Source organism: Aneurinibacillus sp. XH2 (assembly GCF_001439585.2).
In the GTDB taxonomy this organism is placed as follows: domain Bacteria; phylum Bacillota; class Bacilli; order Aneurinibacillales; family Aneurinibacillaceae; genus Aneurinibacillus; species Aneurinibacillus thermoaerophilus.
On the sequence record NZ_CP014140.1, the window covers coordinates 3,351,798 to 3,364,517 of the forward strand.

The window sequence follows — 12,720 nt, forward strand, 5'->3', positions numbered from 1 at the left end:
GGAGAAGGCAACATATAAAAAAAAGAAGGTATTTCAACTTTCTCTTTCAACCTTCTCTTACATATTATACCTTTTGTTTTTTTATTACGGGAGTATATTATATTCCCGGAAATATAAGAAACGAGGACAGCCACGCGCTTAAACGCTGCATCTGCCCAGTATAGATAAGTACGCCCATAGCAATGAGCGCCCAACCGCTCACGTTCTTAATCACCGGCATCCATCGATTAAGCCGACGAATCGCTCTAACAGAGTACAACATAATAAAAGAAATAATAAAGAATGGAATGGCAAGTCCCAAGGAGTAGATGCTAAGCAAAAAAATGCCTGTGTTTACAGTTTCCGTATTGCTAGCCAGAAGCAAAATTGAAGAAAGCGCCAGACCAACACACGGTGTCCAGCCAGCAGCAAACGCCATGCCGAGAAGCAGGGAAGAAAACCATTTGCCAGCCTGAATGCGCGACATATCAAATCGCTTTTCACGCGCCAAAAACCGTAATTTCAACCATCCGATCGTCTGAAACCCAAAAATAACAATCAAAATGCCACTCAACTGCTCAAGCAATTCACGATTTGAACGAAGAAACTGACCGAGGTAGCTGGCTGTTGCCCCAAATAAAACAAAAATGATCGAAAATCCGATAACAAATGCAAAAGAGCGAATAAACAATGTACTGCGCCGAATCACCAACCGATCGTCCTGCACCATCCCTCCGGTCAAGTGTGTCACATAAGCCGGAATCAATGGAAATACGCATGGCGAAAAAAATGAAATCAAGCCCGCAAACCACGCAAATGATACCGATATGGATTGCTCCATACGATCACCTCACTAAGCATTGTCGCACACTCGTCATCGCAAAGGCAACTCGTCCCTATGTAGGCAAAATATCAAGCCTTCGCAAAAGTTTCCTAATAAGCCCCGAGCGCTCCTCCGCCACCAACGCTTTTCTTTCTTTTTCTCCTTTAAAAAAGATCCCTTCGTCATTCACCGCCGCAATTTTATTGGTGTTTACCAAAAAGGCGCGGTGACTAAAAACAAAACCGTGATTGCGCAAATATTCTTCATACACCTTCAAAGGAATATATTTTGCTTCAATCGTATCATGGACAATATGAACCTTGACACCTCTGGAACAAGACTCGAAAAACAAAATGTCATCCGGAACAACCTGGATAATCTTATCATTGATAATCGGCACATACATGCCCCCCACTCTGATGAAGCGTTGATACTCGATATGCAATCGGATTTTGCGCAACGCTTCCTCAACACGCGGCGGCAAATATGGTTTCTCGATTACGTCGATAATATCCAAATGATATGTATCGCTGGCCAGCGGTTTCATGCCTGTGATCAACACGGCGGGAATGTGTTTGCCACGCATTTTCAAAATCCCATATGCTTCCAGTCCGTTCATATCCGGTAAGTCAATATCAAGAAAAATGGCGGTGATATCATTTTTTTCCAGCACAGCAGAAATCATCGCTTCCCCTGTGTTTACTACGTCCACGTGGTCAATATATTCCAGTGTTTTTAAATGATCGACAAGCGTTTGCGCCTGAAATTTGTTGTCTTCACATACTAAAATATTCATGATATCACCACCTTATCCTTGTATGAGTCCATTCCTTTAGCGCAGTTCCTCCGGTGCTTCCGGAGCATAAACCATTAACATACACATCGAGGTTACCATTAAGGTTGCAAGTCCCGTAAAAAAGGCAGCTACCGAATACAGAGCTTTTCGCATCATCGCGACTCACCCCCTTTCCCAAACAACCGATTCAAACTATGCACCAAACGCACACCGTACGGAGTTACGGATAATGCTTGTAACATTAGACCGATGGCGAACGGACGGCTGCTTTCAAAAAAGGAAAAAATAAACCCAAGTCCAAGCCAGATTCTAGCCAGCACCTTAAATTTGTCTTTATGCTTCAGGGGACGGGTCGACTGGTATGGCTCAAGGTAATAAGAATACACTTCAATGAGCCATAAAGACAGCACACAAAGCAGCAAGCCTGTCCATAATGACACCGGAATATAACTGCTGCCAACTAAAATCGTAACCGAGACAAGCGTACAACCGAGGCCGCTTTCTACATGCGCGCCTCCGGTCAAAAGTCTAAGACCGCTAAACCCCAAAACGAGAAACAAAACGTCTCTGCTTTGTCCTGTCACTATCGCGACGACAGCCAGCACCAGCATAGTCACCAATGTATGGAGGAACCCTTCGATACCAAATTGCAGCACAGCCACAGAAGCCGGATGGCCGCTCTTGTCTTTAAGATATACAGCGAGTCTATGGGCAAGCTTTCTCATAATGCATCCCCCTGAAACGTAACGATGATGGTAGACTTGGAGGTATCCGGATCATACTGAAGCGCCAATGTACCCGCATTCATCTTCAGTTGTTTGACGATGTCGACTGGCATCGCCTGTACATGCTTCGTTTTCAACGTAAATGTTGTCGTTCCACCGATGACGCTATGTATTTGAAAGTGAATGAATTTATCAGCGCTGGGCTTGTCTTTCAGCACAGCAATGATCTCATCGAAAATCATGTTCAAAATCCGGTTCAACTGATAGCCAGAAATCGATTCAGGAGTGAAATAATGGCCGATGCACTCTACTGTTAAACTTACGCCATACGATTGACAAACGTGCCGCTCCTTCCCTAAAAAAGCGGCCAGCATCGGTTCATGAATCTCGATCGATGCCTGCATGAAATTTCGTTCTTGCAGCAGGTGATCGAGATACTGTACCAGCATGTGAACATTCTGACAGCTAGCCATATGGCGTAACGTTTGAGTTTGTGAATAGAAATCCCGGTTGATTTGCTTAATTTCCTCTGTATAACTATGTAAATTTTCTAAATATAACCTTTCTTCTTCCATTTTCATCTGTTTTTGCATGACTTGAATGTTGCGCACCAGCAAAAACATCAATAAAAATAAACTGAACATGCTAAGAATTATCCAAATATTATAGTATAAATTGTCATACGATACCTCGAGTGTCGTAACCGTCTGTACGACAATAATCATACCAACTAACGAATAGCAGGCAATTAATATGTTAATCTGGCGGCCCACTTTAGAAAAACTATCCTGAACCAGGCTAACTCCCCACTGTTTTTTATGAACAAGCCAAGCCGCCCCAAGCATCAATAATGCATTGGCCAATATAATGGAAATTTGATAAAGAATTTGGCTTACAACTTCACTAAACAGGTGATCCGTCATTAAAGTTACAATAAAATAATCAATAGTCGTTATGACCATGTTAGCGATATATGCCATAGAAATAATAATGATCCCGTTTAATAACCGGGAACGAAAAATTAAAATAAAAAGAGCATAAAAAACTACCATAGTGAGCAGAACAGCATACGAGAGGTCAAGATACATTCGAATGATGCGCGAAAAAATCGCTACCAATACACTGACCAATATAACTTCTTTTATTTTTTCTTTAACCTCATAACGAAAAAGGCACAAAAAGAAAATAAGAGTTGTAGCTTCTTCAATGATAGAAAAAAGGATACCTATAACTAATTGCACGATCATACGCTGTCATGAAGTTAGGTGCAGTAACTCCGGCTCCCCCCCTTTCTATACTAGTATAGCAAACGTATGAAATAAATAGAAAGTGACAATTTGCAAACGCTTTATTCCTTTTCCCATTCTCTTTCCACCATCCACAGTCGAAACCTCAAAGACAATTAATATAACAAAACAGAAGAATAAGACTAATGTCTCTATCTTTTCATTATGAATAGGAATTCACACATTATGAATACGTATTTATAATTCAAAAGCGATAATATAAACATATTTTCCAAAAAATATCAATAGTAATTCATTCATAATGAACCATTGTTCACGATATTTTGCGTAGACCAGAAGGGGATAGACAAGTAGGAAAGTAGTAGCTTACACTGTAGAGAGACGAAAAATTTCCAATTGAGTAGTTATCTGGATATAATTGATACATCTCTTTGGCGGCAAAAACGAAAGCGTACTGGACGATGGCGTCGGACTTTCAACATCCAAAGTCTAAAACAGCCCCAAAATAGAATGAAGTTGTCCAGAAAGGAACTTTAATCATGGGTACCAACGACAAGAAACAAGCAGAGATTTCTCATAAAATAGAGATAAAAAGGAATAAGATGATTTCGGTAGCAGCTTATAACAACTTAAATTTATTGCATCCAGATGTTCTAAAAATAAGCCAGGAGCTAGATGTCTTATTAGTGACCTTATTGAAAAAACAAATCGGAAAACAACATAAGCGAAATTCATTCTAATACAGCACCTGTATACTTGCTTCATTGATTTAGGAACTCTCTCCACTAAAGCGGAGAGAGCATTGCATTTTTTACCAAATAAAAATCTCCCTCCACTTGTAGAAGGGAGGGGTAAAGGGGTTGTTTTTTCACGTGCTCGCTACCCCGCACCAGTGCATAATAGTATGCGCCATAATTTCCGCACATTCGATAACCCGATCCAATTCGATGTACTCATTTGGGTAGTGGGCCATGCTGGTTACTCCAGGCCCGAAGACGATAGCCGGCGTCTCGCCTACTTTCGTCAGCAACCCGCCGTCCGTTCCCCACGGGGATGCTTCAATAATCGGTTCTTCTCCTAGCACAGTACGGTACGAATGGATTAAGTGATTCATCAGTTCATGGTCTATGTCAATCTTGCCCGGTACCCACTGTGCGCCAAACCATTCCAGCTGTGGCGGATGCTGCTTAAGCCACTCGTCGTCAATCGCCGCCAACGCTTCTACCATTGCACGCTTCGCATCTTCCATTTCCTCATCCGGGGCAACACCCATACGCCCTTGTAACTCCACCAGATCAGGAACGGAGGAAGGCCACTCGCCACCTTGGATCGTTCCGATATTAATTGGAATCGGAATGGGAATGTTTTTATACAACGGGTCAGTAATTTTTTCGTTGCGTTCTTTCTCTAGCTTGCGGACGGCATCTACGACAATCATCGCTTTTTCGATTGCACTTACTCCTTCGTAACGTGTACCGCCATGTGCAGAACGGCCTTTCACTTTAATTTTGAACCACATGGAGCCTTGCTGTTTCGGGAAAATCTTCATTTGGGTCGGCTCTGGAATGAGCGCGGCGTCTGCCGTATAGCCACGCAATACGGTAGATAGCGTGCCGGAGCCCCCGCTTTCTTCTTCAATCACACTTTGGAAAATAATATCGCCTTTTAGTTTAATACCTAGCTCTTTTAAACATTCAATGGCAAACAGCATGGCAATATTGCCACCTTTCATATCCGTAACGCCGCGCCCGTACATTTTACCGTCTTTAACTTTACCGCTGAAGGGATCATCCTCCCACTGATCCAAGTCACCGGCCGGCACAACATCAATATGGCCGTTCAGAATAAGGGATTTGCCACCGCCTTCGCCCCGCCAGATCCCCACTACATTCGGGCTTCCTTCAAATGAAGTCCGCGGCGAACAAAAATATGGATGCTTCACCAATTCCTCGCCGGCCGGTTCCCAGACGTCCACTTCAAGTCCTAACGATGCCAGCTTATCGGCGATAAGCTTCTGCGCCTCGGCTTCTCTGCCCTGTACACTCGGCGCCTGCACAACCTGCGCCAAAAAATCAATCGCTTCCTGCCGGTGTTCCTGCATCCAACGCTTAATTTTCTCCTGAATCATGACTTGGCCCCCTCCCATATTATTTAAAGACTGGAATCTGGCTGCTTTCCTTGAAGTGAAGCGGCGCGCCTGTACTTTCGACTACTTGCTCCACCGTGTACGGATACAGCACTTCCTTCAAATGCAGTTCCCCATTTACCACTTCAATTACCGCGCGCTCCGTAATGATCATATCCACGCATTCCGGAGCGGTCAAAGGCAACGTACACTGCCGGAGAATTTTCGGTTCACCCGCTTTGTTAGTGTGATTCATCAGCACAATCACTTTTTTCGATTTTTGTGCCAATTCAATGGCACCACCCATGCCGGGTACCCGCTTACCAGGAACAATCCAGTTGGCCAAATCGCCTTTTTCGCTTACTTCAAGTGCGCCGAGAATTGTAATATCCAGATAGCCGCGACGAATCATGCCAAAGGCGACCGTACTGTCAAAATATGAAGCGCCTGGCACGATTGTAATCGGAAATCCACCGGCATTGCACAAATTTTCATCTTCTTCTCCTCTGGCTGGCGAAGGGCCCGTACCCAGAATCCCGTTTTCCGCGTGAAACATGACTTGCCACTCCGGTGGGATATAGTCCGCAACCAGCGTTGGAATGCCTATGCCCAAATTCACCAGCATCCCCGGTCGGATTTCCTTCGCCGCGCGGCGCGCGATAAGATGTCGCTGTTCTACTCCCACGCCCATTTCCAGTTCACCCCTTCGCTTTTTACAATGTAGTCAACATACACCCCAGGCGTAACAATGCATTCTGGGTCAAGCTCGCCGAGCGGCACAATTTCTTCAACCTCTGCGATAGTAATGTCTGCCGCCATTGCCACCAGCGGGTTAAAGTTGCGTGCGCTCTTGTCGTATACAAGATTGCCGTACTCGTCGGCTTTCAGCGCATATACGATTCCCACCTTTGCCGTAAGCGCCGGCTCGACCATATACGTTTTGCCTTCCACTTTAATTTTTTGTTTGCCGTCTTCTACGATCGTACCAAGACCGACATCAACCAGAATACCGCCGAGCCCCATGCCGCCTGCACGAATTTTTTCCGCCAGCGTCCCCTGCGGATAGAAAGTCACTTTCATCTTTCCTTCTGTCATCAGGCGCCCGGCGTTCGGGTTGGAACCGATATGCGAAGTAATCAAGCTGCGGACGCGACCAGCCGTAACCAGACGGCCGATCCCGACATCAGGAAATCCCGTATCATTGCCGATCAAATCTAGGTTGCTCACACCTTTTTTTAAGATGCCATCAATGAGGGTTGGCGGACTGCCTATACCACCAAATCCCCCATACATAAGCGTAATGCCATCTGTTATATGTGTCAGCGCTTCTTCTAGGGAAACAACTTTCGATAATGTCTGCTGCACTTCCCCTCTCCCCTTTCTATACGCTTTCTTTGGAAGCGAGCTGCCCTTCTTGTTCAAGCTCCAGCGCAAGCTCACCAAGCGACCGATCAAGAATAAAAAGCAACTCATTGATCTCTTCTTCCGTGATAACGAATGGTGGCGCAACCAGAATTGCATCTCCCGCTTGCCCGTCAATGCCGCCGGACGCGCTGTATATGAGCAAACCGTTATTCATCGCTTTTTCAATTAACCGCTCTGTCACGCGAAGATGGAACGGGAACGGCTCTTTCGTCGTGCGATCTTTTACAAACTCCATACCGCAAAGCAATCCCTTGCCGCGGACATCGCCGATAATCTCGTATTTTTGCATAAGCGCTTGCAAGCCTGCGATTAATTGCTGACCGCGCTCTTCTACTTTTCCAATTAACCGATGATCTTCAATGTATTTCATGACCGCAAGCGAAACAGCGGCCGATTGTGGATTGGCACTAAACGTATGACCGGACATAATCGATTTTGAACCAGCGGCGATAACATCAATAATCCGCTTGCTCGCGATGGTGGCTGCCATCGGTGTATAGCCCGCGCTCATTCCTTTTCCAAGCGCCATCAAATCGGGAACCACTCCCCAATGGTCAATGCCGAACGGTTTACCGGTTCTACCATTTCCGGTCATCACTTCATCAGCAATAAATAAAATCTCGTAGCGCTCACAAATTTCTTTAATTCGTTGATAATAGTATGGCGGCGGAGTCACTGCACCAGCAGAGGCACCGATGATCGGCTCTGCGATAAATGCCGCAATATTGTCCGCCCCAATGCGATGAATGGCCTGCTCCAACTGATTTGCGCAAAGCAAATCGCAGCTCGGATACGTGCTGCCAAACGGACAACGATAGCAATAAGGCGGCTCTACTGATGGAAACTCCTCCAGCAAAGGAATAAAGCGCTTTCTTCTCAGGATATGCCCGGACATAGATAAAGCACCAAGCGTAATACCGTGATAGCTCATCCAGCGGGACAAAATTTTATTTTTCCCCGTACGGCCCTGTTCCTGCCAATATTGAATAGCGATTTTCATCGCTGTCTCCGTCGCCTCTGATCCGCTATTAACAAAAAACACATAATCTAAATCACCCGGTGCCCAACTGGCAAGCTTGGTTGCAAGTTCTTCCGCCGCGTCGCTTGTAAACTGTGAGCGATACGTGAATGACACTTTTTGGGCCTGCTCTTTCATTGCATCAATGACCGATTGTACACCGTGTCCAATGTTAGCGGTAATCGCGCCTGAACATCCATCAATGTATGCTTTCCCTTCGGTATCATATAAATAAACTCCGCGTCCATGGGAAACAGTGGGATATTCTTTGTCTAGCAACGGCTTAATGACATGACTTTTTATTTTCACGCGCATCTCCCTCTTTTCATTGCTTCGCTGCCTTTATCATATCAAGCTAGTTGGAAAAAAAATATTCTCACTATTACATAAATTTGTAGTATATTTTTTATACACCATGTATAAAGAGAGGAACGAAGTATGTCCATTACACTAAAAGAAGCGTTACAATTACCTGATATCCAACAAATCAAGCTCGTAGGAGGGCACGGCGGCCTGCACAGAATTATCAAATGGGTAACAATTGTGGAAATCATTGAGGATGTGACACGACTGCAGGAAGGGGAATTTCTGATTACGACCGGATATGGTCTGGACACAGAGGCGAACCGAAAAGACTTTATCGCTCGGCTCGCGCGGCAAAACTTATCAGCAGTCGCTATTCATACCGGGTTCTATATGAAACAGATTCCGCCTGAGTTTATTGCTGCAGCGAACGCGTATGATTTACCGTTGTTCGAGATTCCACGCCATATGAACTTTTCCGAAGTAACCAAGGCACTGCTCGGCCATATTGTAAACCGTCAGCTTCAGCTCATGCAGGATACACAGCAAATCCATCGGGAACTAACACTGCTCGCGCTCAATAATAAAGGCCTGGCGCCCCTTGCCCATACGCTTGCCGCTCATCTGCAAGCCGATGTAGAAGTATACGATGCGAATGGCAAGTGGCTGGAAGGAAGCGGGCAAACGACAGAAGCAATCTCTCCCGCTGAGCTTGTCGAAGCTCTCGGACCCAAAAAAACAAGCAGCTCCATTCTGCTTGCAGAAAATGAATGGCTTCATCCGATTGCTACCGATCGTGAGCATTACGGATTTCTCTATATAAAAAAACGAGCTCCGCTTACGGAAATGGACCGTCTCATCGTGGAACAAGCCTCCATGGTATGCGCCATTGAATTTTTAAAACAAAAAGCGGTCGACGAAGCTCTGCTCCGCCTGCAAGAAAACGTGTTGGACGAACTGCTGGAAAGCAGGGAGCAGGATGAAACGAAACTGCAAAAACTGGCCCAGCGCCTCGGTTACAGGCTGGAAGGAACAATGGCGGTTATGCAGCTTGCCTCCCCGTCTACCGAGAGTATACGGCCTTTCATTCAGCGATGGGTACAAAAGCAAAACAAACCCGTATTGATGAGAGAAAAGCAGAAGACCATTACCCTGCTTATGACCATTCAACAAGAAAAAGAAATAATAAGGGCCGCGCAATCCCTACAGCAGGAAGCGCTATCGTTTCTCCCGCCCGGCGCTCTCTATATCGGCCTAAGCGAACCGTTCCATGGTTTAAGCCAAATCGCAGACCAAGCGCGCTTAGCGCGCTTAGCGTTGCAGGTCGCTATCGCTGCCGGCGAACCGCTGCTTTCCTACGACAAAATCGGGGCCTATGCCCCGCTTCTGCAAATGCAGGAAGCGGGAATTTCGCTGGAACAATTATATCGACCGCTGCTTGATCCGCTGATTGAATACGATCAAAAACATGGTTCAAGTCTAATCGATACGCTTGAATGTTATCTGCAAAACAATTCGAATATCAAAAACACAGCGGCGGCATTGTTCATCCATCGCCACACGCTGAAATACCGTCTAGAGCAAATCGCAGAAAAAACGGGCAAGGAGCTGCAAAACGCGCACGTTCTCACCCAGCTGCATCTTGCGCTCATGGCCTACCGTCTTGACCATGCGGCGCTTTCCGTACTGTAAATGCACTATTTTGCTGAAAGATTTTTTACCCAAAGATTCATATCTTCAAATTTATCGAAGATGTTGCAATTTTTGGTCATGCGGCCCGTATACTCATAACCAAGCTGATGAAATACAGCGTTCATGCCAAAGGACAGCGAGCGAGCCAGCGAATATGCGCAGTACATGTGACGGCGGCGCAGTTCCTTCTCAAGCGCGGAAATCAAATGACGCATCAATCCGTGTTTACGGTGTTCGGGATAAGTAGCGCAGTCTGTCATTTCCGCGTTATTGTAAGTTGCGTTGATTTCGGCGGAAGCGGCACTAACAATTTTACCTTCTTTTTCTACTATATAGAAAATAGTGCCTTCTAGCATGACTTTTTTGATATAGGAAACGTCATTCATTGGGGTCGGGTATGTCTGGAACACCGCACCGTACAAATTAGCTAATTGTTCCGCGTCTTCCGTCACCGCAAGGCGCAGCGAATATCCTAAAGCCAACGATTCATCGGATAGTTTACGTGGAAGCGCGAGCACCTGTCGAAGGATTGTATCCTCTTCCATCCAGTAATCGCTCGTGCGACGTTCATCCGTAAAATACATGGCCATGCTGTACGCGTCATTGCCATTGAAATACTTTTTATACACACCTTCAAGCATATAGCCAAGACTTAAAAACGTCTGCCAGTCTTCTTGACGGGATTTGATGAATACTTTTGTGAATGAATGTTGCTCTACCAATTCAAGAATCCGCGAATGCATGGCGCGAACGTCACCACGATAATCGTCAACACGCAAGCGGGCATTAAACGGATCAAGGCAAACATCCATAATGAAGCGCTCATCTTTTTCCGTGCATGCATGATAATAAATATCGTTTTTTGTCGTCATAAATAAATCCTCCGTTCTCTTGGTATTTTTATAGTTTTAATATTGCAAATAATATTGCAAAAAATATGCCATAAGAACAGGAAAAACTTGCGGATTTTTCAAACGATACCTTTTGTTAAAAAGTATATACCGCCAACACGTTTCCCTAAATTTTTCAAGAAAAGGGTGATCTATGTGTCTGAACTTGCAGCAATCTGGTCAAATGAATTCGAATGGCTCCTTAGCATTATCAATGTAGGCGTCCATATGGTTGATAAAAAAGGAACAACTGTATTTTTCAATGAAACAATGGCGGAAATTGACGGTCTGGATCGGGAGGATGTTATCGGAAAGAGCGTGTTCGATCTTTTCCCGTCCCTTACGAACGAAAGCAGCACCCTTATCCGTGCCCTGCGTACCGGAAAAGAAACGGTCGATAAAGTACAAACCTATATGAACATGAAGGGCAAACAAATCACTTCGATTAACAGTACGTATCCATTGTTTAGAGACGGAGAAATCATCGGTGCCGTCGAACTCGCGGAAGATATTACACGCATCGTTCAACTCAACGATCAAGTGCTCGATTTGCGCCAGCAACTATATAAGAAAACAACACATAAAAAAAATTCGCGGAACGATACGCAATATCATTTCAGCGATCTTATTGGCCAAAGCCCTCTTTTCCAGCAAGCGCTTACGCGCGCCAAGCGGGCGGCCAGAACCCAATCCCCTGTGCTTATCTGTGGCCCGACGGGGACGGGAAAAGAGCTGATTGCCCAGAGTATCCATAACGCCAGCATCCGACGCGACAAACCGTTCATCGCACAGAACTGTGCTGCGGTACCGCGTGAACTGATGGAAGGACTGCTGTTCGGCACGACCAAAGGCGCCTTTACTGGAGCTATCGACCGGCCCGGAATTTTTGAACAGGCGGACGGTGGCACGCTCTTTCTTGATGAAATCAACAGCTTGGATATTATGCTACAGGCCAAATTACTGCGCGTACTTCAGGACGGACGTGTCCGGCGAGTCGGAGGCTCTACCGAGCAGGAGGTAAACGTACGCATTGTCGCGGCTATGAACATCGGGCCACAGGAAGCGCTGGCAAATAACATTCTTCGCTCAGATTTGTTCTTCCGACTCAATGTTGTCAACATTGAACTGCCGCCGCTGACCAAGCGTAAAGAAGATATCGAGTTGCTTATCCATCATTTTATAGAAAAATTTAATCAAACGTTTGCCATGAAAGTTACAGGCGTAAGCAACGAAGTAATGGAAACGTTCCTGCACTACTCCTGGCCGGGTAATATTCGTGAACTGCGTCACGCTATTGAATCGGCATTTAATATGCTAGAGGAAAACGAAGAAACAATCAGGCTGCATCATCTTCCGCCACAATTTACGGAGAAACCGCTTGACCTTGAGCCGGCTGCAACCATCGAACGAGCGGACGCTTTCCTGCCTTCCCACCCGATGCATTTGCCTAGCTATATGGAAACGATCGAACGCAATATCATCGATGATGCACTGCGCCGCTATAAAGGTAACGTAAGCAAAACAGCCGAAGCGCTCGGTATTAAACGCCAAGCATTGCAATACAAACTTAAAAAATTCAATTTATAGACAAAATTTTTGCAGCAAAAAATTCTGGAAGTGCCAGTTTTTTGGCACTCCATTTAAAAATTCCGGAGGGAGCATATCCCTCCTTTTTTCACGTAAACACCGCCAAATCA

The 12,720-nt window shown here is 45.4% G+C and carries 13 protein-coding genes; 3 read left to right on the top strand and 10 right to left on the bottom strand.

From position 1 onward, the window contains the following. Positions 1-97: 97 nt before the first annotated feature. The 5 genes from ACH33_RS16620 to ACH33_RS16635 are packed head-to-tail and all read right to left on the bottom strand — an operon-like array spanning position 98 to position 3,570. Entirely contained in the window at positions 98-820 is a 723-nt protein-coding gene (locus ACH33_RS16620; protein WP_204244845.1) for a cytochrome c biogenesis CcdA family protein, read from the bottom strand. A 55-nt stretch (positions 821-875) separates the two neighbouring features. Next, positions 876-1,598: a LytR/AlgR family response regulator transcription factor gene (locus tag ACH33_RS16625; RefSeq protein ID WP_057899994.1), complete on the bottom strand. Its 723-nt coding sequence runs from the start codon at positions 1,596-1,598 to the stop codon at positions 876-878. Between the two features lie 36 nt (positions 1,599-1,634). Further along, positions 1,635-1,754: a cyclic lactone autoinducer peptide gene (locus ACH33_RS19540; protein ID WP_156424105.1), complete on the bottom strand. Its 120-nt coding sequence runs from the start codon at positions 1,752-1,754 to the stop codon at positions 1,635-1,637. Then, entirely contained in the window at positions 1,751-2,323 is a 573-nt protein-coding gene (locus ACH33_RS16630) for an accessory gene regulator ArgB-like protein (RefSeq protein ID WP_057899995.1), read from the bottom strand. The genes ACH33_RS19540 and ACH33_RS16630 overlap by 4 nt, the downstream gene beginning before the upstream one ends. After that, entirely contained in the window at positions 2,320-3,570 is a 1,251-nt protein-coding gene (locus ACH33_RS16635; RefSeq protein ID WP_057899996.1) for a hypothetical protein, read from the bottom strand. Before ACH33_RS16635 ends, ACH33_RS16630 begins: the two co-directional genes overlap by 4 nt. Positions 3,571-4,109: 539 nt before the next feature. Here ACH33_RS16635 and ACH33_RS16640 point away from each other — a divergent pair. Further along, positions 4,110-4,310, top strand: a complete 201-nt coding sequence (locus ACH33_RS16640; RefSeq protein WP_057899997.1) for an aspartyl-phosphate phosphatase Spo0E family protein — start codon at positions 4,110-4,112, stop codon at positions 4,308-4,310. Between the two features lie 128 nt (positions 4,311-4,438). On the opposite strand, the gene ACH33_RS16645 is transcribed toward ACH33_RS16640, so the two are convergent. From ACH33_RS16645 to ACH33_RS16660, 4 genes are read right to left on the bottom strand one after another with little or no spacing between them, the layout of a single operon-like run. After that, positions 4,439-5,716 carry a peptidase gene (locus tag ACH33_RS16645; RefSeq protein WP_057899998.1) on the bottom strand — a complete coding sequence of 426 codons (1,278 nt, stop codon included), beginning with the start codon at positions 5,714-5,716 and terminating at the stop codon, positions 4,439-4,441. 1 nt (position 5,717) lies between these two features. Further along, entirely contained in the window at positions 5,718-6,386 is a 669-nt protein-coding gene (locus ACH33_RS16650) for a 3-oxoacid CoA-transferase subunit B (RefSeq protein WP_057899999.1), read from the bottom strand. After that, positions 6,371-7,060, bottom strand: a complete 690-nt coding sequence (locus tag ACH33_RS16655; protein ID WP_057900000.1) for a CoA transferase subunit A — start codon at positions 7,058-7,060, stop codon at positions 6,371-6,373. The genes ACH33_RS16650 and ACH33_RS16655 overlap by 16 nt, the downstream gene beginning before the upstream one ends. A gap of 16 nt (positions 7,061-7,076) precedes the next feature. After that, on the bottom strand, positions 7,077-8,447 hold the full coding sequence (locus tag ACH33_RS16660) for an aspartate aminotransferase family protein (RefSeq protein WP_236781916.1): 1,371 nt from the start codon (positions 8,445-8,447) through the stop codon (positions 7,077-7,079). Between the two features lie 129 nt (positions 8,448-8,576). Here ACH33_RS16660 and ACH33_RS16665 point away from each other — a divergent pair, with 129 nt between their 5' ends. Further along, the gene (locus tag ACH33_RS16665; protein ID WP_057900002.1) at positions 8,577-10,133 is read left to right on the top strand and encodes a PucR family transcriptional regulator; all 1,557 of its coding nucleotides are present in this window, start codon (positions 8,577-8,579) and stop codon (positions 10,131-10,133) included. A gap of 5 nt (positions 10,134-10,138) precedes the next feature. Here the strand turns inward: ACH33_RS16665 and ablB are convergent, their stop codons facing one another. Beyond that, positions 10,139-11,005 carry a putative beta-lysine N-acetyltransferase gene (ablB, locus tag ACH33_RS16670; protein ID WP_057900003.1) on the bottom strand — a complete coding sequence of 289 codons (867 nt, stop codon included), beginning with the start codon at positions 11,003-11,005 and terminating at the stop codon, positions 10,139-10,141. Between the two features lie 174 nt (positions 11,006-11,179). On the opposite strand from ablB, the gene ACH33_RS16675 reads away from it, so the two are divergent. Further along, positions 11,180-12,610, top strand: coding sequence for a sigma-54 interaction domain-containing protein (locus ACH33_RS16675; RefSeq protein ID WP_057900004.1), 1,431 nt, complete (start codon positions 11,180-11,182; stop codon positions 12,608-12,610). Positions 12,611-12,720 lie beyond the last annotated feature (110 nt).